Origin of the sequence: Sporosarcina sp. P19 (assembly GCF_002743165.1) — a bacterium.
Classification (GTDB): Bacteria; Bacillota; Bacilli; order Bacillales_A; family Planococcaceae; genus Sporosarcina; species Sporosarcina ureae.
In genome coordinates this window covers 196,600-221,186 of the sequence record NZ_PDYR01000003.1, presented here as the reverse complement: position 1 = coordinate 221,186, position 24,587 = coordinate 196,600, and the positions used below count along the sequence as shown (strand labels likewise).

At 37.9% G+C, this 24,587-nt stretch carries 26 protein-coding genes, 1 pseudogene and 1 riboswitch; of the genes and pseudogenes, 19 read left to right on the top strand and 8 right to left on the bottom strand.

Annotated elements, in window-relative coordinates; all coding sequences use genetic code 11:
* Positions 1–152: 152 nt before the first annotated feature.
* Positions 153–1,520, bottom strand: coding sequence for an MDR family MFS transporter (locus CSV74_RS05875; RefSeq protein ID WP_199170322.1), 1,368 nt, complete (start codon positions 1,518–1,520; stop codon positions 153–155).
* A 418-nt stretch (positions 1,521–1,938) separates the two neighbouring features.
* On the opposite strand from CSV74_RS05875, the gene CSV74_RS05870 reads away from it, so the two are divergent.
* The 8 genes from CSV74_RS05870 (at position 1,939) to CSV74_RS17115 (ending at position 7,490) form a co-directional block, all read left to right on the top strand.
* Positions 1,939–2,553 carry a sterol desaturase family protein gene (locus CSV74_RS05870; RefSeq protein ID WP_099690940.1) on the top strand — a complete coding sequence of 205 codons (615 nt, stop codon included), beginning with the start codon at positions 1,939–1,941 and terminating at the stop codon, positions 2,551–2,553.
* A gap of 24 nt (positions 2,554–2,577) precedes the next feature.
* On the top strand, positions 2,578–3,294 hold the full coding sequence (locus CSV74_RS05865) for a GntR family transcriptional regulator (protein WP_099690939.1): 717 nt from the start codon (positions 2,578–2,580) through the stop codon (positions 3,292–3,294).
* A 268-nt stretch (positions 3,295–3,562) separates the two neighbouring features.
* The gene (locus CSV74_RS05860) at positions 3,563–3,943 is read left to right on the top strand and encodes a GntR family transcriptional regulator (protein ID WP_099690938.1); all 381 of its coding nucleotides are present in this window, start codon (positions 3,563–3,565) and stop codon (positions 3,941–3,943) included.
* Positions 3,936–4,808, top strand: coding sequence for an ATP-binding cassette domain-containing protein (locus tag CSV74_RS05855; protein ID WP_099690937.1), 873 nt, complete (start codon positions 3,936–3,938; stop codon positions 4,806–4,808). Before CSV74_RS05860 ends, CSV74_RS05855 begins: the two co-directional genes overlap by 8 nt.
* A 1-nt stretch (position 4,809) precedes the next feature.
* Positions 4,810–5,514, top strand: coding sequence for a hypothetical protein (locus tag CSV74_RS05850; protein ID WP_099690936.1), 705 nt, complete (start codon positions 4,810–4,812; stop codon positions 5,512–5,514).
* Positions 5,515–5,667: 153 nt separating this feature from the next.
* Complete coding sequence (locus CSV74_RS05845) at positions 5,668–6,030, top strand: hypothetical protein (RefSeq protein ID WP_099690935.1); 363 nt, start codon at positions 5,668–5,670, stop codon at positions 6,028–6,030.
* Positions 6,031–6,680: 650 nt separating this feature from the next.
* A complete protein-coding gene (locus CSV74_RS05840) occupies positions 6,681–7,232 on the top strand; it encodes a hypothetical protein (protein ID WP_099690934.1) in 552 nt (183 codons plus the stop codon).
* Between the two features lie 138 nt (positions 7,233–7,370).
* Entirely contained in the window at positions 7,371–7,490 is a 120-nt protein-coding gene (locus tag CSV74_RS17115) for an IS66 family transposase (protein WP_369823687.1), read from the top strand.
* 540 nt (positions 7,491–8,030) lie between these two features.
* Here CSV74_RS17115 and CSV74_RS05830 read toward each other — a convergent pair.
* Both CSV74_RS05830 and CSV74_RS05825 read right to left on the bottom strand, forming a co-directional pair.
* The gene (locus CSV74_RS05830; RefSeq protein WP_158231758.1) at positions 8,031–8,669 is read right to left on the bottom strand and encodes a cysteine hydrolase family protein; all 639 of its coding nucleotides are present in this window, start codon (positions 8,667–8,669) and stop codon (positions 8,031–8,033) included.
* A 49-nt stretch (positions 8,670–8,718) separates the two neighbouring features.
* Positions 8,719–9,267 (bottom strand): helix-turn-helix domain-containing protein, encoded by a 549-nt coding sequence (locus tag CSV74_RS05825; RefSeq protein WP_099690931.1) that lies wholly within the window; start codon positions 9,265–9,267, stop codon positions 8,719–8,721.
* Positions 9,268–9,619: 352 nt separating this feature from the next.
* Here CSV74_RS05825 and CSV74_RS05820 point away from each other — a divergent pair, with 352 nt between their 5' ends.
* Complete coding sequence (locus CSV74_RS05820; RefSeq protein ID WP_099690930.1) at positions 9,620–9,910, top strand: hypothetical protein; 291 nt, start codon at positions 9,620–9,622, stop codon at positions 9,908–9,910.
* A 116-nt stretch (positions 9,911–10,026) separates the two neighbouring features.
* The gene (locus CSV74_RS16605; RefSeq protein WP_158231757.1) at positions 10,027–10,200 is read left to right on the top strand and encodes a hypothetical protein; all 174 of its coding nucleotides are present in this window, start codon (positions 10,027–10,029) and stop codon (positions 10,198–10,200) included.
* Positions 10,201–10,619: 419 nt separating this feature from the next.
* Here CSV74_RS16605 and gloA read toward each other — a convergent pair whose 3' ends face one another.
* Positions 10,620–11,000, bottom strand: coding sequence for a lactoylglutathione lyase (gene gloA / locus CSV74_RS05815; protein WP_099670167.1), 381 nt, complete (start codon positions 10,998–11,000; stop codon positions 10,620–10,622).
* 104 nt (positions 11,001–11,104) lie between these two features.
* Positions 11,105–11,458, bottom strand: a complete 354-nt coding sequence (locus CSV74_RS05810; RefSeq protein WP_099690929.1) for a hydroxyacylglutathione hydrolase C-terminal domain-containing protein — start codon at positions 11,456–11,458, stop codon at positions 11,105–11,107.
* Between the two features lie 23 nt (positions 11,459–11,481).
* Between CSV74_RS05810 and CSV74_RS05805 the strand changes: the two are divergent.
* The 6 genes and pseudogenes from CSV74_RS05805 to CSV74_RS05785 all read left to right on the top strand — a co-directional run bounded on the left by CSV74_RS05805 (position 11,482) and on the right by CSV74_RS05785 (position 17,593).
* Positions 11,482–12,866 (top strand): annotated as a pseudogene (locus CSV74_RS05805) (DHA2 family efflux MFS transporter permease subunit).
* 201 nt (positions 12,867–13,067) lie between these two features.
* Positions 13,068–13,526, top strand: coding sequence for an OsmC family protein (locus CSV74_RS05800; protein WP_099690928.1), 459 nt, complete (start codon positions 13,068–13,070; stop codon positions 13,524–13,526).
* A gap of 90 nt (positions 13,527–13,616) precedes the next feature.
* Positions 13,617–13,784 carry a hypothetical protein gene (locus tag CSV74_RS16600; RefSeq protein ID WP_158231756.1) on the top strand — a complete coding sequence of 56 codons (168 nt, stop codon included), beginning with the start codon at positions 13,617–13,619 and terminating at the stop codon, positions 13,782–13,784.
* A gap of 127 nt (positions 13,785–13,911) precedes the next feature.
* The gene (locus CSV74_RS05795) at positions 13,912–16,074 is read left to right on the top strand and encodes a M28 family peptidase (RefSeq protein WP_199170318.1); all 2,163 of its coding nucleotides are present in this window, start codon (positions 13,912–13,914) and stop codon (positions 16,072–16,074) included.
* 451 nt (positions 16,075–16,525) lie between these two features.
* Positions 16,526–16,957, top strand: coding sequence for a CPBP family intramembrane glutamic endopeptidase (locus CSV74_RS05790; RefSeq protein ID WP_233190797.1), 432 nt, complete (start codon positions 16,526–16,528; stop codon positions 16,955–16,957).
* Between the two features lie 378 nt (positions 16,958–17,335).
* Positions 17,336–17,593, top strand: coding sequence for an autorepressor SdpR family transcription factor (locus tag CSV74_RS05785; RefSeq protein WP_099690926.1), 258 nt, complete (start codon positions 17,336–17,338; stop codon positions 17,591–17,593).
* 297 nt (positions 17,594–17,890) lie between these two features.
* Here the strand turns inward: CSV74_RS05785 and ytxJ are convergent, their stop codons facing one another.
* A complete protein-coding gene (ytxJ, locus tag CSV74_RS05780) occupies positions 17,891–18,217 on the bottom strand; it encodes a bacillithiol system redox-active protein YtxJ (protein WP_099690925.1) in 327 nt (108 codons plus the stop codon).
* Between the two features lie 88 nt (positions 18,218–18,305).
* Positions 18,306–18,602 (bottom strand): GreA/GreB family elongation factor, encoded by a 297-nt coding sequence (locus CSV74_RS05775; protein WP_099690924.1) that lies wholly within the window; start codon positions 18,600–18,602, stop codon positions 18,306–18,308.
* A 239-nt stretch (positions 18,603–18,841) separates the two neighbouring features.
* Here CSV74_RS05775 and CSV74_RS05770 point away from each other — a divergent pair, with 239 nt between their 5' ends.
* Positions 18,842–19,522: a DUF1361 domain-containing protein gene (locus tag CSV74_RS05770; RefSeq protein ID WP_099690923.1), complete on the top strand. Its 681-nt coding sequence runs from the start codon at positions 18,842–18,844 to the stop codon at positions 19,520–19,522.
* 173 nt (positions 19,523–19,695) lie between these two features.
* Positions 19,696–20,550, top strand: a complete 855-nt coding sequence (locus CSV74_RS05765) for an aldo/keto reductase (RefSeq protein ID WP_199170317.1) — start codon at positions 19,696–19,698, stop codon at positions 20,548–20,550.
* 460 nt (positions 20,551–21,010) lie between these two features.
* Here CSV74_RS05765 and thiC read toward each other — a convergent pair whose 3' ends face one another.
* The gene (gene thiC, locus CSV74_RS05760; protein WP_099690922.1) at positions 21,011–22,783 is read right to left on the bottom strand and encodes a phosphomethylpyrimidine synthase ThiC; all 1,773 of its coding nucleotides are present in this window, start codon (positions 22,781–22,783) and stop codon (positions 21,011–21,013) included.
* Between the two features lie 118 nt (positions 22,784–22,901).
* Positions 22,902–23,019: riboswitch (TPP riboswitch) on the bottom strand.
* A 583-nt stretch (positions 23,020–23,602) separates the two neighbouring features.
* Here thiC and CSV74_RS05755 point away from each other — a divergent pair.
* The gene (locus tag CSV74_RS05755; RefSeq protein ID WP_099690921.1) at positions 23,603–24,556 is read left to right on the top strand and encodes a calcium/sodium antiporter; all 954 of its coding nucleotides are present in this window, start codon (positions 23,603–23,605) and stop codon (positions 24,554–24,556) included.
* The last annotated feature ends 31 nt before the right edge of the window (positions 24,557–24,587 follow it).

The window sequence follows — 24,587 nt, the reverse complement described above, 5'->3', positions numbered from 1 at the left end:
ACGTGGCGTTTTCATGACCAAGTACTTTTTCCAATAAGAAAGACCGCTAATGGAGACAAATTAGCGGTTTTTTCATCTTCAGTTTAACAGGCCAGGTCCAGACACTATTCAGAATTGTGTTGGGACCTGGTACCTCTACCAACTGTGTCCACTTACACCCGAACCCGTTTCACAAACAACGATGCAATAAAACCAGTAATAGCGAATCCAGCTATAAAGTAAAATGCATATTTCGTACCCTCTGCAATCACATCAACAGACGAAGCACTAGGAGAAGCTTCTAGAAATAAGTTTTCTCCATGTATCATGAATGTAATCGCCAAAGCTGTTCCCGTAGCACCAGCGATTTGTTGGAGAGTATTCGTGACAGCCGAACCATCTGCATAGAGTTCGCGCGGTAATTCATTTAATCCGTTCGTTTGGGCAGGCATGATAATCATGGCAATCCCTACGAAGAATATTAAGAAAGCGATGACTACTTGCCAAATAGGCGTTTCAGCGGAAATTATGATAATGAATAATACACTCGAAATCGCAGTTAATAGGAAGCCGATCGGTAATATTGTTTTGACGCCGAATCTGTCTGACAGCATACCTATTACTGGAGACAACAATGCGTTCAACGCGCTGCCTGGTAATAAAACAAGTCCCGCTACTGCTGCGCTGACGAGCAAAGACGTTCTCATATACAATGGCAGTAAAATGGCAGTGGATAAGATTAAAAACATGCCAATGAACAATAGTACGATCCCTAACGTGAACATCGGATATTTAAATACACGTAAATTGATCATCGGCTGCTTCATCTTGAACTGTCTTACCGCAAATAAAAGTAGAGAAACGAAACCGACTACTAGTGGAAGATATACGTATGCAGACGTTAAAGACTTTTCTGCCATAGTACTCAAACTATAAATGACTCCACCAAAACCTACCGTTGATAATACAATCGAAATGACATCAATTGTAGGCTTCGTGATTTGTGAGACGTTGTCAATTTGTTTGAGACCAAATACGATTAATCCTAGATAAAATAACAGGCTGACCCAGAAAATGTATGACCAACCGAGTGTGTCGACGATTAAACCGGAAAGTGCAGGTCCAATCGCGGGAGCTGTCGTGATCACAAGCCCCATGACGCCCATAACGGCGCCGCGTTTATGGATCGGGAATATTAATAAAATGACGTTCATCATTAATGGCAATAATATTCCTGTTCCAATCGCTTGCACGACACGACCTATAAATAACACGGCAAAACTCGGAGCGAGCCCAGCTAAAAATGAACCGGCTATGGAAAAGGCCAAAGACGCAACGAGCAATTGTTTCGTAGTAAACCACCGGATTAAGAGAGAAGACACAGGTACTAGAATACCGAGCGTTAATAAGTATCCTGTTGTCAACCACTGAGCGGTAGCGGAGTTGACCGAGAAATCGGCCATAATATTTGTCAGAGCCATATTTAAAGCTGTTTCACCAAACAACCCAATAAAAGCTCCAAACATCAGAGTGAAAGCCATAGCTTTTGGATGACGTACTTGAACGATTTGTAATGAGGACACGATTTACTTCCTTTCTAAAAAAGACTGATGCAAAGTACATATGCATGAAACGTATTTTGACGCAACAAAGGATATCCACTCTGGCGACAACCAGAAGCAGATATCCTTAGCTGAAATAAGTTCGTTGCTATTCATAACTTGCCGCTTGAGCATTATACCATGCATCTATTACTGGAGGAATAGAATAGCATCTACAGAAGGCACATTCATGATGGTTTCTCATGTGGTGCTTTTATTTTCTATAAAACAAAATTGACTATAAATTCTGAATACTATATACTTTTGGTAATTCCAAAGTATATTCTGGTCATACCAAGAAAACTTACTAGCTAACATGCTTCATAGATTGATTAACTATAAGATAGGAGGACGGATCATGAATACGAAATATATGAAAGAGTTCATCACGTTTCCGGATATCACCATAATGTTGGTGCTGTTTATTCCACTCATAAGCTATACTCTTTTACATGCATTCTCACTGGGTGTGTGGATTTCCTTTATTGTAGGGATGGCTACTTATGCAATGAGTGAGTATATGATTCATAGGTTTTTATTCCATATGAAAACGCCAACGAATCCATTTTTATTGAGAACGATTAAACGATTACATTTTGATCATCACGTGGATCCGGCAAATTTAAAGCTATTATTCTTGCCGATTTGGTTCAGCTTACCTGGCTTTTCCGTGTTTGCGCTTGTTTTCTATTTCATAACAGGTAGTTTGCTATTCACGATTGCTTATCTTACAGGAATCATCGTTTATTTCATGTATTATGAATGGAAACATTATATTGCGCATCGCCCCGTTCAACCGCGTACCGAAATGGGGAGACGTATTAAGAAAGCGCATCTTTGGCATCATTTTAAAAATGAAAACTATTGGTTTGGTGTTACACATACATTTATCGATAAAACATTCGGAACGTATAAAGATCAAAAAGAGGTCGATAAAAGCGATACCGCTAAAAACTTAGAGAATCGTACGTAAGTGTTGAATAAAGGAGATCTAGCCATGAATCGAACAGCAACTGTTGAAAAAGAACTGATTAAAGCTATTCTTCAAGGAGAATATTTGGCGGGCAATCAAATCGAGACGGAAAGAGAGTTGGCCGCTATTTATGAACTGGGACGGCCCGCTATTCGAGAAATCTTACAGCGCCTGAGTCATGGGGGTTGGCTGACGTTACGAAAAGGACAGCGTGCTATAGTCAATGATTATTGGAATGGAGGAAATATCACTACAATTGTAGATATTGTAGAATATTTTGATCAAGTGCCCGAAGCGTTGGTTCTCTACTTTTTGGAATTGCGTATCGCGCTAACACCTCAATATGTACAAAAAGCGATACTGCTCAATTATCCTAAAGTAGTGGGACTACTCGCCGAAATCGATGAGTTACCAGACACAGCGGAAGCTTTTGCGTCGTATGATTGGAAAGTTCAAAAGGAGTTAGCTAGATTATCAGAGAATCCACTCTTTTCGCTCATGCTAAACAGCTTTGAGCCAGCTTATGTGAAAATGGCGTTGAAATACTTTGAGAGCTCATTTCGCCGAGAAGCTTCATTAAGTTATTATAAAAAGTTATTGGCCTTTGCGTTATTAGGTGACGATCAACAAGCAGAAAAACTTTCCCGGGCAATGATGGAAAAAAGCTATGATCTATGGAAAAACCAATTATCACCAGACGAGAAAATTGGTGTGAAGTTTAGGCTCGACAATATGCAATAAGTGCGTTTTAAGATTCAACACATTGAGATACGGCTCTTATCTTATAGATGAGTCTGAAAGTGTATATCTTTTACTCTCCTTCCTATTGAATAATGTATGGCGACAATATACACCTATATTGTTAAAAAATAACCTTTTCAAAAACGATCACATCCAAAGTGATCGTTTTTTTAGTTGACTAGAAATTTCATTTGTTATATGGTTATATACATAACCATATAACCATATAACTAAGTACAGCATATCATGAGAAGAGGTGACGTAAGCGATGAGTAAATCATTGGATGATAAAAAGCCTATTTATCTTCAAATCAAAGAAAGGATTGAAGATCAGATTATTAATAATCAATTACAAGAGCATGATCAAATTCCATCGACAAACCAGCTCGTTCAGTTTTATAAGATCAATCACATCACGGTTTCGAAGGGAATTAACCTCCTGGTTGAAGAAGAGATTATTTATAAAAAAAGGGGTGTAGGAATGTTTGTGATGGAAGGCGCAAAAGAAAAATTGATACTCAAACGAAGAGAAGGATTTGCTGAGGAATTTGTTTTGCCGATGTTAAAAGAAGCAAAGAAACTGAAGTTGGTAGACGATGATGTAGTGAAAATAATGGAAAAGTTGAAGGGGAGTGTAAAGGATGACTAGAAAAGTGGAGGCACAGAACGTACGTGTCACTTATAACGAGTTTGAAGCGTTACGTGATATTAACTTTGTGTTGGAAAGCGGGAAAATTTATGGATTGATCGGACGCAACGGTGCCGGAAAAACGAGTCTACTATCTATATTAGCCGCCTACCGAAAGGCGACGAGTGGGGAAATGAAAATAGATGGAGAAAATATTTTTGAAAACGAGAAAGCGATGGCTCAAGTAACGTTTGTTCACCAAACAGACTATAAAGATAATTATGACACAATCAATAAATACTTTGATTTAGCCGAACGCTATCGTCCTACATTTGATCGGAAATATGCGGAACAATTAGTTAAAGTATTTCACCTCCCAACAAATAAACCACTAAGGAAATTATCAGCAGGTATGCAGTCTGCTTTTAATGTAACAATCGGACTAGCGAGTAGAACACCAGTCACGATTTTTGACGAGGCATATCAAGGGATGGATGCTCCGACACGTGAAATTTTTTATAATGAAATTTTAAAAGAGCAAGCACGCTATCCTCGAATTTTCATTTTATCTACACACTTAATTTCGGAAATGGAATACCTATTTGACGAAGTTCTTATTATTCATCAAGGTACATTACTACTTCAAGAGGAAGTGGATACGCTTCTAGAAAGAGGATATTCTGTTACAGGTCCAAGTAGCGATGTAATAGAAGTGGTCGCCGGACTTCATGTATTAAATGAAGAGCAGCTAGGTGGCACAAAGTCGATGATGCTGTACGGAGAATTAACGGAAGAAAAAGAGGACGAAATAAAGCGCAAAGATCTAGAAATAGGAAATGTTTCACTTCATGAATTATTTATTCATTTAACAAAGGAGGGAATGTAAAATGGACACAATGGGAAAGAAAATAGGTGCTGATCTGTACTTATTCCAAATGAAATGGGTAGCGTGGTATTTGCCGATTTTGTATGTTGCTTACTTTGCAATTGTTTGGTTCTTCGATGAACCAGACATAAGGTCCATGTCGTTGCTTACCTTTACATTTCAAACAACCACAATATTTATGCTCGTTTGTGGGATCATTTCAAGCTCAGTATTCCTAACGACGTATGTGAAGTATGGCGTTACTAGAAAGTCGTATTTTCAAGGAGCATTGCTGTCAGCGATAGGCTTAGCAATTACGGTCATAGGTCTAACAACCATTCTAACTTGGCTAGTTCGTGTACTTAACATCAACGTGTTCAAAGAAGTTGTATTATCCTCACTTGGAGTAAACAGTTGGTTACTGACTAGTGTCTCTTATTTCTTCGTAGTCATGATCTATTTTCTAGTTGGATGGCTAATTGGATTAGGATTTTATCGTTATGGAGGGGCTGGTGGATTTGTAACCATTGTGGTTGCTCTCGTAGTCGTATCTGTAAATGATTTACTGTGGGCGTTCAATACACCTAAACCATTGATGGGATTGTTTCACTTTGAAATTCCAGTACCTAATGTTGTAGTTGCGATTATTACATCATTGGCAATAGCGACGATCACGGCTATAGCAGTTTATAAAATCGTGAAAGAAACACCTATTAAAATAGCGTAACTTTAATTTTGATAAGTGCAGGGAATAGGGAGTGAAAAGTCTATACAGTAGCAATAGCGGAAAAGCGCTGTCACTCCCGCAGCTTTAATAAAGAGTATCTGTATAAAAACTAATAATTTTTGGGTTATTTGAAATGAAAGATGAGGTTCCTATATGAAAACGGTTAGCCAAGAAGTACAAGAATTGTCCATTAAATCTTTAGATTCCACATTTACTAAACTTTCGAATGCTTATACAAGTATGACGGAAAAAGGTTCTAATACAACACTTGTAAAAAAACGACGTGACGCTGTAAAGATTGGGTTGGAGAGCTTACAAGACGTTTGGTATGATGGAGATTTTGTCTATGACAAAGAAGTGGTCGTACAATCTAAAGATATTCTACAAAGTATCATTCCGTCTATTGAAAAGCAATTAGCAAAAGCGAAAGATGGTAGTCCTCAAAAAACGGTGAATGAGCGTCGTGTAACCGCGCTTAAATTAGCAATTGAATCATTGGAGAACCGTCTCAATTAAAAGAGTAGATTTTGTAGTCGGTGAATCCGCAGTACGCTAGAATCGAGTCACATTGTATAATGAAGAAAAGCCTAAATTGCAATTAACAAAAGGCAAAATTAAAGCCGCGTGAAACCAAAGTTCTTGTAACTTGGATTCACGCAGTTTTTTCATTTTATTGAGTTTTGCCTTAGCCTCTTTATTAAATAATTAAAGTAATTGTCCAGTATATTGATATAATGGTGATAACTTCGATTTATTTAGACCGGTTGTAAACTCATGCAGTGTATGTACATATGAACTACACTTCCATTACTGAAGAAAATACATAATACAGTGGGTATTAACGGATCCGATATTTAAAGGAGTGATTGAAATTCCAGAAATTATTTTTAACAATATTCTTTTCTGGTTTGTATGGTTACCTCTTATATTTTCAATTTCCATAATGGTTGTTTATAAAAAAGAAGATAAAGCCTTTATAAAACCTTTGTTAATCTTTTTAAGTGCCTACTATATTGCAAGAACACTATTTTATATCCTATAACATGTATTGGAATTTCCATATGGTGTGAACCGACAGCAAACGTTTTCTCTGCATAAACAGATTCTAGCGATTGCGTTGTAAACGATAGGATTTAAATCGTAATCGGGAAAAAGAGGTGAATGAAGTGTTTAGTATTAAGAGTTATATATCAAATCACTTTCCCGATTTAGGGTATATGACATCGAAAAAAGAGCAGTTCTTATCTATTCACGATCCTTTAGCTTTAAAAGCTGCCCAACTAATTATAGACACTAATGACGGGGATTACTTAGAAGGCTGTATTACCGCAACTTATAATTCTGAAGTCATTTTCACCAAAGATTTCGAAACAACCGATTTATTATTTACATGGCAAACCATCATAGCTCCTTTACTGAGTCACGATTTGGATGAACATTTTACTATTGTATTTCTAGATTCCTTAATTACGGTCGGCGTTTCAGACAAAGACACTATGTTTAATCTTAGATTAGAAGATCCAAATCGTATGTTGAATTATGATGTAAACAAAGTCGTAAATATACCTAAAGAAGAGTATCTCAATGGAATAACTAATGGGTTTTTATCATTTGTAAGTTTCTGTGTTTATAACGAATTAATGTTCTGCGGGGAAAGTTCTTATCCTTCATTCATGTTAGATTATCAAGCAGTAAAATTTGAAATTGGTCTAAATTAGTTCAAAATGGTTATTTTTGAATAAAAGGGTGTGAAAACAGTATAAGCGGGATGCTTTTTCAGTATGGTACAAACGTAAAGCTACCGCGTCACTCCTAAAAGCGCACTCGGACAAGCTATCAAATATTGCCGAAACCAATTGCCTCATCTAACAATGTTTTTACAAAATGGACGCTTAGAAATCGATAATAATCGAAGTGAACGCGCCATAAAGCCCTTCGTGATCGGTAGAAAAATTGGCTCTTCTCTCATTCGATGAAAGGCGCAAAAGCAATCGCAAACGCAAACGCAAACGCCTATATTATCGTGGAAACTTCCAAAAAAAATCAGTTAAATCCATTGATTTACTTAACCTAAGTATTTGAACAGTTGCCTTTAATAGAACTGACGGATTCGGAAGCACTGGATAAGCTACTTCCATGGTCGAAGACCTATTCAATAGATTGTCACGTTCCAATTAATGCTAAATAGAGCATATTTGACCCTTACTTTTCACTTCCTTTGCGTCTAGGAAAGTGTACTATTACGAACAATAATATATCGTTATTTATTTTGCGGATTTTAATGTAAATGGATAGATGGATAGCATTGGAACTTACAATTACGAATGCTATAATGACTGCTTGTATTAGTGAATACTCAGTAAGAACGGTATGCAGCAATCGGGCCGGTTTTGTTAAATTAGCAACCAACAAAACCAATGATTATTATTATGCATTATATCCATTGTCCAATAAATAAGTAGTACAACTATTTCTAAGTTGATAGGGGAGAATTTCTCCCCATATAAATCCATTGCTTATAGTTGAATGAAATCCTGACTAGTAGATATTTCGATCCCTTTCAATTTATATTTTTCAAGCATTGTATTTAGCATTTTTTTATTTAATGAAAATATAGAGTCTTCTAATATAATAACTTGATATCCTCTGTTTATGCCGCCTAAAGCTGTTTTATAAACACAAGCACTGGCATCTGCGCCAACAATGTAAAGGGTATTAATTTTATTTTTAATAAGATAATTTTCAAAATGTTCCACAGAAAAGGTATCCGTGCGGAGCTTGCTAAAAATATTATCCGATTGAATGGATAATTCATTATATAGTTCTGACCCATCGCTATCGGCCTTGTACATACCATTTGAAAGTATTGAATCTAACGGATTTCCCTTAAACTCTTGTTTAGTGTATATTATCTCCATTTCAGAGTCCTTGGCATATTCAATTGCTCTATTGATGTTAGCCATTAATGGTCCCGTGTCGCCGTATTGGTCTATTCCCATTGTGTCATTTTGAATATCTAATACCAGAATTGCGCTTTTAGGATTATCATATTTGGCGATGGATTCTCCCTTTGTTACACTCGACAAATATACCAATCGTAAAGATATAATTCCTATGCAGAGTAGCAATACTCCAATAATACTAATGATGATCATATGACGTTTTCTCCTTTTATTCTTTGTTTTCATAACAATCACCTCACATTTATTTTTTGTTAGGGGGTGTAATAATAGTTGCCAGAATACGTATTTTTTGTTCATCGACTGATGGATTTCTAGTTTGATAAGGCGCAATTATTTCTTTTAATTTATTACCGAGCTCTAACATTTCTTCACCAGTTGCATAGATAGGCGTTGCGCTAAATCCTGATACATCCTTAATAATATTTATTGAGGGTGTATCAGCGTAATTTTGAAACTCTTTCATCAACATAATGATAAAGTTTGTAAACAATTTAAAATATGCTTCACCATCATTCTGCTCAATGACAGATTGGTGGACATTCAAAAAGCTTTCATTCAATGCATAAACTCTCTCCGTAACGGCGCGGACTTTATTTTCTGCAACAATCTTTAAAATCCCACTATCCACCAAACGATTTAACGTACGATAGAGCGTGGCCTGTGAGATATCATGTTGTGATGTTAATAAATCTTTTGCCGTACATTCCCCTTTTTGTTGGATAGCAAGAATGATTTGACTTTTAACAGGGTTAACGATGCAGTCCATTATTTCTTTGATGCTAATCTCCATTTGGAAAATCACCTCTCAATGTTATCTATATGATTATATTATCAGATTGATAACATAATCATATAGATTTTTGCCTAGCCTATATTTGATTGGATCTCCTGATATTGGCTTGCTGTTATTGAAAGGGCAATTGTCATATTGATGACAAAGAGGAGAAAGAACAGCTAATTGAGCTAATTTTAAAGTGAACCGCATCTGTACCAAATATTTTAGGAAGATCAACGTATATACTTGATATTACTAAGAAAGGATATCAGTCTAATTAAACTAAAGGGGGCATTTCTTACATAAGGTTAGTGCTTCAATCGGGCGAGATTGATGAATTCTTTATTCATTCTTTGGAGGGAAATCTATGAAAAATACTTTTGTGACCTTTAGTATCCTTTTTACATTATTACTTGCTTCTTGTGAAGGGACTTCAACAGCCACATCGTTACTTGTACTTGAAAAAGGTCAGTCAAGCAACAACAAAGAATATTGGATTGAGGTGCTTGACTCGAATAATCCCCACAAAGAAGAAACGTTTAAGATCATGATAAAAGAAAAGACGGTTTGGAACCTGGTCGAAGAAGGTAAAGAGTATTTCGTCAGGTATTCAGACAATGGAAATAATCCTCGGATGTTAGAAGACATTCAGCATTAATGTCTGGAAAAGGATAACTCACCCACAAACGGGTGCGATTGTTCAACAACTAAAAGCCGAAGCATAATTGCTGGGATGTATAAAACCAATAGTCACGACATCGTCGATATTGTCAAATGTCTAATCCAAGATCCAATCGTAGATCCGATCATGCAGAAGATAAAAAGCATCATGAAAAAATAATCGATGCTTATTCAGGTATTGGAACAATTTCTATGTTCATTGCTGATCAAGTTAAAGAAGTTATCGGAGTAGAAATCAATAATAATGGTGTAAAAGGGCGGTTATAAATGCAAAACGGAATAACATTAACAACGTACATTTTCACCGAGTAGATGTGGGGAAATTCATGGTCGAACTAGCAATGAAAACGAGGCGATTGATGCAGTCATTATGGATGCTTCAAGAGCAGGTGGCGACGAAGAGCTTCTAACTTCTATGTGCCAACTAAAGCCGGAATAAATCGTTTATATTTCTTGCAATCCAGAAACACAGGCGAGAGATTTAGCGTTTTTAGTTGAACACAGATATCAAGTCAAAGGCATATAGCCTGTCGATATGTTTCCGCAAACAAATCATATTGAAACTGGCAATCGCCTAACGAGAAATGAAACGACATGAAAATAAAAGCCTAACACTCGTTTCCCTGTTTTGTAATTAGAGGGGCGAGGGTTAGGCTTTTTACAATCATATTTGTATTTAAAAAGTTTTAGTGCTTACGCTTTACTTCGATTCTATAGCCGTCAGGGTCAGTCACAAAGAAGTAAGAAGGTGTTCCACCTGAAAGTCCTTTCAATTCACCTGTTTCATAAGAAGAAGCTTTACAAATTTCATGCATTTCTTCTAAATCATCTACTGTTACGCCTAAATGACTGAAACCATCTCCTATAACGTATGGATCTGCATCATAATTATAAGTAAGTTCTATTTGTACTGAAGAACCCGGTGAATTTAGATAGATTAAATCAAATTTATCTTTAGGGAATTCTCTGCGACTGGCTACTTCAAAATCAAAAAGCTCAGTATAAAAATCTAAAGTAGCATCAATATCTCTAACACGTAAACAAATTTCAACGAGCACTTGGTTCATTACTATCATCCTCCGTAATTTTATTGATCTTATCTTATCATAGATACTATATCACTACACTTGTTGCGATATATCATTCAGCAAAAAGCAGCCCAGTAATTATTCTAGAGGGCATCACGGGCATTGCGCAATTCGATAAAGTCCTCCAATGTTTCTACTTGCAGAAAGAGGTTGATTTCCTTCTCCCTGCCGATTGTTGTCGGGAGTGTTGGCTGTCCTTTAGCACGCAGTTCCTGGACTTCTTCTAATGATTTGGAAATTTTTTCGTTTTCCGGATGCATGTCGTATGCAAAACGTAAATTAGTTTCGGTATACTCATGACCGGGATACACAGTTATAGCATCATCCAAGCGCTTAAATTTCTGCAAAGTTTCATATTGTGCTTTGTAATCGACGGTAAAAACCCGACCGCATCCTGCTGAAAACAAGGCATCCCCGCAAAAGAGATTATTTTCCATTAAAAAACTGATATGGCCATGCGATGGAAGATTCAATACAAGAAAAAATAAAAAATAAAGAATTAAAAGTCGCCCCGATCATGACAGTGCTATTGATTGGCGGGTTTATCGGATTGTTTAGTGAAACAGCATTAAATATGACGATGAATGACTTGATAAAAGAATTCGCTATTTCTGCATCTACGGCGCAGTGGTTAACTACGGGGTATTTACTCGTACTCGGTATTATCATTCCCGTTTCAGGATTACTCATCAAACGTGTTCCGACAAGAAATCTTTTTATCACGAGTATGAGTTTTTCTATCGTAGGTGTACTCATTGCTGCGGCTTCCCGAGTTTCACTATATTGTTAACTGGACGAATTATTCAAGCGATCGGTACGGGTTTATTGGTGCCATTGTTATTCCATACAGTTCTTATTCTCTTTCCACCTTGGAAAAGAGGGACTGCGATGGGGTTAGTAGGCCTTGTGATGATGTTTGCGCCTGCTATTGGTCCGATTTCTGCCGGATTGATTATTGATTATTTCAATTGGCATATGATATTTTGGATAATCGCTCCGATCCTCATTTTCGCATTGATATTTGGTATTATTTACTTGCCGAATTTATCCACTGTTCAGAAGCAAAAAAAAGATGTGTTATCCATAATTTTGTCTACTATTGGTTTTGGCGGTATTGTCTTTGGATTTAGCTATGCGGGCGAAAGTGAAGGATGGTCAAGTCCGATTGTAATTGTAGCGTTTGTAACCGGCTTGATCGCCCTTGTTGTATATGCTTTTCGTCAATTATCTATTAAAGAACCGATGCTTCATTTGGAGGTGTTTAAGCATCCAATGTTTACGTTAGGCATTATCATTACGTTGTTTGCGAATCTAATTATCTTCTCCTCCAATATTTTATTGCCTTTATTTATGCAAGCAGGACTTGGTTTATCTGCTTCGAAAGCAGGTCTGTTACTGTTACCTGGTGGTATTTTTAACGGTATTATGTCGATGGTCAGCGGACGTATTTTTGATCGCTATGGTCCGAGAGGCTTAGTTATTGGTGGATTTACAATTAGTACGGTTGCCGCGTTATTTTTTGCCACGATTTCATCGACAACTAGTCTTTACTTAATTATCATCTTCTTTATGTTATTAATGATGAGTATGTCGATGGTGCCGACGCCATCTCAAACAAATGGAATAAACTCGCTACGGTTAAACCGCTACCCTGATGGTACGGCGATCGTTAACTCCGTGATCCAAACGTCTGGAGCAATTGGTACAGCGATTGGGATTACTATATTAAATACGTCACAAAATACATTCTTACGAAATATCAGCGACCCGATTACAGCTGCTCATCAAGCGGAAGCGGTCATTTCAGGTGTACAGAATGCATTTTTATTTGCGACGATCATATAAATTATTGGTTTTGTCTGTTCACTATTTATCAAGCGAGTCAAAGTGTATAATGACTGACTAGCTGATCTTATCGTATATTTCTCACATATTTTATAAATTTCTGTGAATTTGTACAATAACTTTTCATTTCCTATTACATTCAGTACTTCTATATGCTACAATACATATTATAATAGTATGAATTAAAAGGAGATGCGTTTTATGTCAACAACAAACAATACGTTAGTAAAGATTTCTGCTACAGCGAAGTGGGATGAAGGGGTTCGCTCTACACATACGATCCGAGACTTTGAAGGATTTCCGATGGATGAACCTGTTCACTTAGGTGGAACTGATACTGGGGCAAATCCACTTGAGTTTATCGCAGCTGCGCTAAATGGCTGTAAAGCAGTAATGATTCCATTAATTGCTTACGAACAAGACTTTACTTTTACAGCAATTAATTTTGATACGACGGGAATCGTGGATGCTAGAGGTTTGATGGGGGAAGCAGGCATAAAAACTCATTTCCAAAAAGTTCGTTTTGTTTGTGAAATCACTACAAATGAGTCAGACGAGGCGATTGAGCAATTAAAAGCAGAAGTAGAAAGAAGATGCCCGGTATATAATCTATTTGCTGATGCAGGGATTCCTGTTGAATCGAAATGGATAAAGAAATAATGACAGCAAAATTAAAGCCGTGTGAAACCAAGTTTTACAACTTGAATTTACGCGGTTTTTTGGTTTGTAAAAATTAGGGAGAAGTTGAGAATGGAGAATTTTAACCTAGTTGAAATAGAAAAACTAGAAAGGTTGAGTTTAGAGTTCAGCAAATCACTATTGATAAAGTTTTGGACGCTGAAAGACAAATGGCCATTCAAACAAACTCCATTCATCGGTAGAATCAAAGCAAACATAAATGCGTTTTGTTTGCTGTAATCCATTATAAATATAACTCATCAAAAATATTCAATAGAATTCGTAATTAAAACCAAAAAACTATTGCGAAAACTCTCTCTCTATCGTTTAATGAATTGATTGCAAAAAATGAAAAGGACTGTGATAAATGAAAAAGATGGTGAGTTACTTAACGTTGTCCATGCTCGTTGCAACGTCACTCGTTGCGTGTACGCCAAAAGAAGATACTTCCAAAGAGAAGAAAGAGCCTGTAGAGGACGTAAAGACCGCTCCACTCTCAGATGAAAAGGACAAGTACTTGTCTAAAGTAGATGTGGAATATGCTTTTGAATTCGCTAAAGGAATGGAAGAATATAAAACCAATGAGAAACTTGGCTATCGTACTGCGGGTTCAGAAGCAGAACGAAAGACAGGGGAGAAAATTGGAGAAGAAATGAAGAAAATCGGACTGACCGAAGTGACGAAAGATGCATTTACGGTAGATAGTTGGGAATTTGAGAAGGCCGATTTAACCTTTACAGATACTGCTGGTAAAGAGCATTTAGCTGTACTAGGCGGCTATCAAGTGAACTTTGATACGAACGGTGTGAAAGAACTTGAGATCGTCTATGCAGGTAAAGGGACTGCAGCAGATTTAGAAGGGTTGGATATCGAAGGGAAACTCGTGTTAATCGATATCAATCAGCGAGAAGAATGGTGGATTAATTACCCTACTTATCAAGCGCATGTGAAAGGGGCGGCGGGGGTCATCGCGGTGCAGGAAGCTGGCTATGCCGAAGTGGATCCAGATGCGTTGAATACACAGGATATTTGTGGACCGGACGATGCTCCTGCATTCTCGATGTCTCAGACCGATGCAGGTGAACTGAAAAAGGCACTAGAAGCAAGTAAAAATGACACGCTTACCGTGAAATTTGATGCAAAATCTACTGTGAAGATGGATCAAGAAGCGTATAATTATTACGGGAAAATCGTCGGAAAAGATCCGGATTCCTATATCCTGTTATCTGGCCATTATGATTCGTATTTCGCGGGCTTCCAAGATGACAATGCAGCAATCGGCATGATGTTGGGAATCGCCAAAGGGATGATTGACAGCGGCTATCAACCAGAAAAGACTATTATTTTCAATGCGATTGCAGCGGAAGAATGGGGTAAGTCGAATACTCGATACGACTGGTCGACAGGTGCCTACAATCAAATCTTCAATATTCATCCCGAGTGGGTCGGAAAGACGTTTGCGAATATGAACTTCGAACTTCCAGCATTTGAACATACGACACAAGATGAAATTCGCTCGACTTACGAGTTGAATAACTACTTGACGGAATTCGCAAAAGAAGTACCGCCATTATCCGACGTGTACAAAGATGGGATTTCAGTCGTTTCTCCACTACGTACATGGTCAGATGATTTCTCATTCAGTATTGCCGGTGTGCCAGCGCTTCGGAATGATTTCCAAGATAGTGAATTTATGCACTCTCATTATCATTCTCAATTCGACAGCGAAGACGCGTTCAACGCCGAGGCACTGAAATTCCACTTAAACCTTTATGGTTTATTGACAATACATTACGATCAAACGGCAATTGTACCGTTAGACTTCACAACACGTCTGCAGGCAATGAAAGACTTGATCGATGCCGATGCATTTAAACAGGCATCTGTTGCTTCGGACGACTTGACGAAAGAGATCGATCACGCGATGTCTAGTGCAGAAGAAGTGAATGCAAAAGTCGCTGACATTAATAAAGAGTATGCGGAAGCGCTAAAACAAGAGGATGCAGACCGAGCGAAGAAGCTGTACGAGGAAAGTCGTGAGTTGAATAGCGACTTGTTGGCTGCTTATAAATATGCGGAAGACCAATTTGTGCGATTGACGTGGGAAGATGAACCGATTTTCCCTCATGAACATGCGCAAAATAACGTAAAAAACTTAACTGCTTCCATTGAGGCATTAACTACAGGTGATATCGCCACGCCACTGGACGAGTACTTGTATGCAATTGACAACAACTGGTATGCGTATGACTTCGATCAGGAAGTATTCAACTACTTCACGGACTATGTCATAAAAGCACCGAAAGAGCAGCTCATGTGGGGTGCTGGACGAATTGTCGACCATGAAGACCTATTCGACACGATCAAGTCTTTACAAGCGAAGAAAGAACAAACGAAGCCAGATTTGTCAGTAGAAATCGCTACTTTGACGGATGCGCTCGGTAGACAGAAAGAGCTATTGCAACAAACGGTAACAGATGAAACAGCTAGCGTGAAAAAATTAGGTGAGCTGTTGAGTGAACTGAAATAAGAATAGAAAAGTGCGGATAAATTTTTAAGCCGTTCAGTAGTTCAAAGCCTGAATTGATAACGAATTAAAGCATTAAAAGCATCGCGTATATGCGGTGCTTTTAATGCTTTTAACAGACTTAACAAAGGTCTCGTATCAATGGACATTTTACTATAGCAACTAATAGAGTATAATAAGAAGGTCGAAGCGTAGACGATCGTTTAGCAACTGTTAAATTAATGAAACCTTTATCATTTCAGCTACATTAAAGGCATCTAGAGAGGACGTCATATGTCTGGATCATATAAAGAGCGGGTCAGAAAATATAAAACGCGATATTATTACTAAAGACGTGATGTTTGCATTTTCTTCATTTTCCTTTATGTGTATAGCAGTCATCTTTGGTTTAGTAGTTTATAATGTATTAACTATCCAAAGTCTACTTTCCTTTGACGAGCCAATAGAATCTATAGTGATTACAGGTATTGCTTCCATTGCGTTATTACTATTCGGAGTCGTCTTAACGTTTATTATTCCTTCCAACTACATTGATGACATGAATAAAACGTATCAAGACGGTACATTGTCATCACTTATTATTTTCATGTTTTTAGTCGCATTGTTTGAGGAACTATTATTTAGAGGCATTATCCAGAACTTATTTTTTGTATATACAGGTCACCAATGGGTTGCGATACTATCCACGACTGTATTGTTTCTAGTCTTTCATATCCAATACTACAAAAAGCCTATGATGTTATTAAATATCACCATCCCAAGTCTAGTTTTTGGTTGGGTCTATTTTAAAACAAACAATCTCTTAGTTCCTGTTTTTGTTCACTCTATAATGAATTTGGGAACGACCATCATGTTTAAATATAAATTGATTAGTTTTAAGAAATGAATTTCTATCAGAAGGCGCAATCGTAGTTTGAAGATGAAGACGTATTACATAACAAGCGAAAACACTGAATTTATTTTCAGTGTTTTTTTGTATTGTTTTACTAATTTTTTATTTGCATTCCTTATCAATCTGTACCAGTGAATTGTATGCGCTAACCTTTCATAGTGACTTCTAATGTTGATTTATAGAAAGGTTGAGAAGGTGCTCCCGTGCATATTGGGAACCTCGTATAGTTAATAATATTTTCAAACTTATCTAATCGAACATGAAAATTGCATATCCATATTACAGGTTGACTATTTGCAATCTCGTTATATAATTAGGTAATTACTTATTTAGATAAACATCTAATTACTATTTATGAAGGAGTAATTTACTGTGAATGAAATCTTTAAAGCTCTAAACGATGAAACGAGAAGAAAAATACTCACTCTACTCAGTGAAAAAGGTTCTTTAACTGCCAGTGAAATACATGAAGAATTCAAGATGAGTAAGCCGAGCATTTCCAATCATTTAAACATCTTACGTACCGCAGGGCTTGTCACATCGGAGAAAAAGGGACAGTATATTTACTACACTCTCCATACAACAGTTCTGCAAGATCTTCTTGTTTGGATGATAAAATTGAATAAATAAAGTGGTGAAATACTTGAGGAAGTGCACCTATACATATATGTGTCATGTGTGGAGTTGCCTCATTTTCAAAAGTGAATACGTAGCTATGAGTTAAAGCTACGGGTGCTAAACAAGGGAGATGGGGAAGTGATAGTACGGTGTTGAGAATACAGGAGTGTTACTATAACTACTATATTCCGACCCAACAAACAAAACTCATTTTTGTTTGTTGGGTCGGAATGTGTAAAAATACCCGTGTTTGAAATGAACGTGAATGTATATACATTCCTGAAAATCTCATGCACAGGTATTTTATGATCAGCTATACATTTCAATCGCATCACGAACTAGGCTTTCTTTAATGTGATAATGTGTGGCTTGCCATGTTGCTTTTTGATCTTTTACAATTAACAATTGCGGCGATTCATGTCTCACGTGTAAATCACTTTCAATCGCTTTCGAAATAGCTTGATCCGTTTGTACGACAATGACATAGAGGGGTAAGTCCGTAACGAGGTTATGTAATTCTTTTTTTGCGGATAGGCTACTGAAACATGTCAAACTCATTTTAAAGAGAAGAACAGATTGTTTTATTGAACTTTCCCTAACAGTATGCCATTCCTCTATAGTTTTAATGCGTTTCAATTTAAACCCTCCAGTTAATAGGTTTTATATGATCTATACAGTTTCACTATATACCCCTGACGGTATACAATCAAATTATTGATATTATTCATCGTACTGCCACGATTTGAAGAGTCATTTCACCGCCTGGTGTTTTAACTACTACTTGTTCACCAATAGAACGTCCTACTAAGCTATTGGCAAGTGGTGATTCAATTGAAATGATCCCGTTCACTATATCAGCTTCTTCGACACCAACTATTGTATAGGTTTCAATTTCGCCATCCGGTAGTTTTATGAATATCACAGGTGCACCAAAAACGACAGGATCTGTTCCGTCATTCGGTACAGAAGTTACTTCTGCATATCGAAGTCTATCTAAAAGTAGTAAAACACGCTCTTCCATTTGTGCTTGCGATGTTATTGCAGCCTCGTACTCAGAGTCTTCTCTAAAATCAAAAATTTACGTGCGTTTTTAATGCGCTGTAATGCATCTTGTCGATTTTTGAAATCCATTTTCTATAACTACAGAACTCTATACAATCTTTTATGTAGGTGCAACTTAACTAGATTGGATTCGTTTACACTAGTAGTTAACTCAAGATAGAGAAGTAATATATAACAATTCTTACTAGGGGAGGTTCCGTGAAGATATTTTTTGAAAAACATAAAGTACTAGTATTATTCATGTTTGCTTATTGGGGCGTCTGTCTAGTCATGCTCTTTAAGAGTTTGGATTTCCTCTATGCGGCGTTGTCATGGAATGTGTTATTGGCCATAATACCGTTATTCTTCATTCGTCAAGCGGTCATGACGGTAGGGCAGAGAAAAATTAGTTGGTCTGTTTTCTGGATATTGCTTTGGTTATTTTTCTTCCCTAATTCCGTCTATCTCGTAACGGATTTTATTCATATAGCGAATGAAAAGTTCAGGTGGATGGCAAATGTAGGACCATATGCGCCAGGTGGCGGTATAGTATACAGCCATGACATTTTGATATGGACGAAGTTGTTAGTGATTGCCATGGGCTTCTTTTATTCCATCGTAGTAGGACTGGAGTCTGTTTATATTTTCGAACAGATTGTCAGAATGAAGTATTCAAGAAAGATCGGCTACGCCAGTATTTTAAGTGTCAGTTTGCTGACAGGAATCGGTGTTTATATTGGGAGGTTTCTACGTTTCAATAGTTGGGATATAGTTTTCAATCCACTCCAAGTGTTACAACAAGTGGCGGAAGTAGATCGATTTGCGGTACAGTTCATTATCGCTTTCTCTGGCTTTGTTTTATTTTGCTATATGCTGTTTCGATCGTTTAAGGAAAAGTAAGAAGTGCACTTGTGCCGGCAATACACGTGGATGTTTAGCTATTCATGTGTATTGCAGACACAGGTGCTTTTTGATTCTAAAGGGGAATGAATGTTTAGTTCACTTTCAGCAAGGGAAATTACATGGATGAGACGAATAGAAGAGTTTACTTTTAAAAAAGGAGTAAGATAAAAATGGAACAGTTGAAAGTACAATCGATGCGATTGAATGATGGAACGAGCCTTCCTTCAATTGGTTTCGGAACGGTTAAAGTAAAAGGTGCGCAAGGTGTAGTCAGTACGTTAACAGCGATTGAAGCGGGGTACAGACTGATTGACACATCAACGAATTATAATAATGAAGGAATGGTAGGAGAGGCGGTTCGGCGGTCATCTGTACCTAGGGAAGAACTGATGATCAGTTCCAAACTTCCTGGAGCTTCACATGATTACGAAAGAGCAATTCTGATGATCCAAGAGTCACTGTACCGTATCGGAATCGACTATTTTGATAAATACTTGATTCATTGGCCACTTCCAAAACAAGATCAATACGTAGAAGCGTGGAAAGCATTAGTCGATGCGCAGAAATTCGGACTGATTAAGACGATTGGTGTTTCTAATTTCTTACCGGAACATCTAGAGCGTATCATTGAGGAAACAGGTGTAACGCCGGCGACCAATCAGATTGAACGACATCCGTATTTTAACAATAACGAACTAGTAGAATACAATAAAAGCCGCGGTATTGTAACAGAAGCTTGGAGTCCTTTAGGGCGTGAATTAAATGACGTGTTAGAAAATGAAACGATTGTTTCGATAGCTAAAAAATACAATAAGGAACCAGCGCAAATTATTATTCGTTGGAATATACAGAATGATATTTTAACGGTCGTAAAATCATCTAACTATGCCCATCAAAAAGCGAATCTCACTGTATTCGACTTTGAATTGACCGAAGAAGATATGAGACAAATTGATTCCTTAGATAAAGGCGAAGCGGGAAGAGTAGAAGGGCAGCACCCGAATGAATATGAAGAGTTTGATTAAACGTATCTTTTTTAGTAAAGGGGATCATTGAAAAATTCTGCGATTTCAGATCCTGTTATCCTGATAAAAATGACCCACCTAGGTCCGCATTGCAAAGAGGCGTGGTGGGTCGCTTTTTATTGTACCAACATGAAATCCAACGTTTAAAGGACAACGGCTAAACGTATTTGTGTAATCGGACGCGTGAATGGAAAACGATAGTACGTCACAATACCGATAAATTTTTCAGGAAGCTAAAAGAGCACAAATCCTGTTTTTGAATAGCAGAACATGTATTAATAATGGACACTCTCGATCTTCAAGCATTTCATACACTTCCTATATGTTACGGTTTCTGTATATTCGTGTATGCACTGTGCTTGCAGGAGAGCCAACTGTTCTTCTAACTGAAGAAGATTTCGGCGTTTTACAGAGATCTGCTGTATTAACTGTTCAGTTGTCATAACTCCTTCACTCCTTATCAATGATAGATTTCAGCACCAGATTTTTTAAATTCTTCAGCTTTCTCCTTCATGCCATTTTCCATTGCTAGCTTCTCTTCTAAACTGTTTTCATCAGCATATTTTCTAATGTCGTGTGAAATTCGCATACTGCAAAACTTAGGTCCGCACATCGAACAGAAATGGGCGATCTTGGCTCCTTCAGCAGGCAATGTTTCATCATGATATTCCATCGCGCGTTCAGGATCCAAGCTTAAATTAAATTGATCTCGCCAACGGAATTCGAAGCGGGCTTTTGATAATGCGTTGTCACGTTTGTATGCATTCGGATGACCTTTTGCTAAATCAGCTGCATGGGCTGCAATTTTATACGTAATGACGCCTTCACGCACATCATCTTTATTCGGTAGACCAAGATGTTCTTTAGGCGTTACATAACATAACATCGCTGTCCCGAACCAACCGATCATAGCCGCACCAATAGCAGATGTGATGTGGTCATAGGCAGGCGCAATATCTGTCGTTAAAGGACCGAGCGTATAGAAAGGTGCTTCTTGGCAAATCTCCATTTGCTTCTCAACGTTTTCCTTAATTAAATGCATAGGTACATGTCCAGGACCTTCTACCATGACTTGCACATCATGGGTCCAAGCAATTTTCGTCAGTTCTCCAAGAGTTTCAAGTTCAGCGAATTGAGCCTCGTCATTGGCATCAGCTATTGAGCCTGGACGTAATCCATCTCCTAATGAAAACGCGATATCGTACTGTTTCATAATTTCACATATATCTTCAAAGTGTGTGTAGAGAAAACTTTCTTTATGATGCAACATGCACCACTGGGCCATAATAGAGCCACCTCGTGAGACAATTCCAGTCACACGATGAATCGTCATGGGAATATAACGCAGCAGAACACCCGCATGAATTGTAAAATAGCTGACCCCTTGCTCTGCCTGCTCAATCAATGTATCGCGGAATACCTCCCATGAGAGATCCTCCACTTTGCCGTTTACTTTTTCCAACGCTTGATATAATGGAACCGTTCCGACGGGGACAGGTGAGTTACGGATGATCCATTCACGTGTTGTATGAATGTTCTTTCCAGTTGATAAATCCATGATATTGTCTGCGCCCCAGCGTGTAGCCCATGTCATCTTTTCCACTTCCTCAGCAATTGAAGAGGAGACGGCAGAATTACCGATATTCGCATTGATTTTCACATGGAATTTACTTCCGATAATCATCGGTTCCGCCTCTGGGTGGTTGATATTAGACGGGATAATTGCCCGTCCTTTCGCTACTTCATCCCGTACCAGTTCAGGGGTTACATTTTCACGGATTGCTATGAACTCCATTTCAGGTGTAATGATTCCTTTGCGCGCATAATGCATTTGTGTAACATTCATGCCGTTTTTTGCTCGTAATGGTTTACGTTTCAACAATGGAAATTCTGCTTCTTTTTGCATATTTTCCATTGAACGATATCCGTTATCCCGTGGTTTCACTTGCCTGCCTTCATATTCTTCCACGTCATTTCGTTCAACTATCCAGTTCTTCTTGATAAGTGGAAGTCCTTTTTTGATATCCACTTGATAACCAGCTTCCGTATATTTACCGCTTGTATCATAGACACGGAAAGGTTCATTCGCTATTTCACCTTGCTCAGTTATAGTTGGTGATAGCTCAATTTCGCGCATCGGTACAAGTATGTCTGGACGATTTCCTTGTACGTAGACCTTTCTACTAGCTGGAAAACATTCATGGATATGGATTTCTTCTCGCTTCTCTTGCATTTTGTCATCGTCTCCTTTTAAGGGGCGACATGACTCGATTCAAGTGATGGGAATCGGCAACAAAAAAGACCAGTTCCGTAGATAGGACCTGGTCTTCAAAACGCATAAATACGCGTCGCTGATAAAATGAAAACTTCCCTACGCTGGTACGAGCCAGATCAGGTCCAAAGAGTCCGGAATGCGTGTACTGTCATTCCATCTCAGTCCAATAACGTTGGACACCCCTAGTATTAGTATTTAATTGTTCGAACAGGAATAGTATACCATACCTTAATCGGTTTTTAAAGATTAATTATTCTGTTAATTTTCATAAGTTCCGTTATTTACATGTAACTAGTGTGATTGGTGAGGAAGCAGAAATGCAGAATCAGAAAAAACCTTCGATATACTCTGCATTCAGTCTGGTAGGAAGTTAGTGGGAAAGTATATCGCTGGCTTGTCTGTAAAGATCATTCTATGGACAAGCTATTTTTATAAGATCTTTTCAACACCACTCAAGAAAGCATGTAATGATGAGAAGGGAATGTCTTTGTATGACTTGTAAGATGCATAAATAGTGATGACGTGAGATAATCAAAAATGAAAAAATAAAAGAGGAAGGATCAGTGTAGTAGAGTTTACATTGTATAACATATCTAGGATTGAGAAGGATGAATGCTATGGGGAAGTAAAGTCACATACATATTTTGTTTTTATCATGGTGCTTGTCATAATATGCATCAAGTATGCAGTAATTGAAGCAATTTTTTTATTGTAGTCTAGACACGCTTGCATACAGCTAATTAGAAATATCATTACTATGGAGGAGGTAACCAATATATGTCCTATGTTTTACTCATTATTGGATTTGTATTATTAATAAAAGGAGCCGACTATTTCGTGGATGGCTCTTCAAATATCGCAAGACTGTTGCAAATTCCACCTATTTTGATTGGTCTCACCATTGTAGCGCTCGGAACTAGCTCACCAGAAGCGACGGTCAGTATTATTGCAGCGATGGGCGGAAACGCGGACGTCGCAGTAGGAAACGTAGTGGGAAGTAATATATTCAATATCACCATTGTTGTCGGAATGGCAGCATTTCTGTTTCCGTTGAAGGTACAAAGTGAGACCATCCGAAAAGAGATTCCGTTCACTTTATTAGCAAGTATCGTCATGTTGGTGTTGATGAGTGATATGGCACTGCAAGGCTTCAGCAGCAATATGATTACGCGCGGCGATGGAATCATTTTCTTGATATTCCTTTCAATCTTTATGTACTATGTGATTGAACTTGGCCTCCGAAGCCGTCAAAATGCCACGCTTACACAACCCACTGAGAACGTGAAGTGGGGGAAGAATATACTTATTACGCTAGTCGGGCTGGCGGCGATTATATTCGGAGGAGATTTGGTCGTCGATAACGCCACGAAAATCGCTTATTCTCTTGGCATGAGCGAAACATTAGTCGGTCTTACAATCATCGCAATCGGAACGTCATTGCCTGAATTGGTTACATCAATTTTAGCGGCTTTGAAAAAAGAAAGTGAAATTGCTTTAGGGAACATCGTCGGGAGCAATATTTTCAACATCCTGTTTGTTCTCGGGGCTTCCTCTGTCATTACGCCCATCGCGGTGAACGATAAAGTATTTATCGACGTCATCATTATGATTGTTTTGACCTTAGTATTGTTGCTATTTTCTAGAACGGGCTTCAAAATTGGTAAGCGTGAAGGGCTCATGCTAGCTGTAGCTTACGTCGTGTATCTTGTGTATGTTATTTTACGTAATTAAGAAAAAATCACCTTGGTCCGTTGCAGCAGGA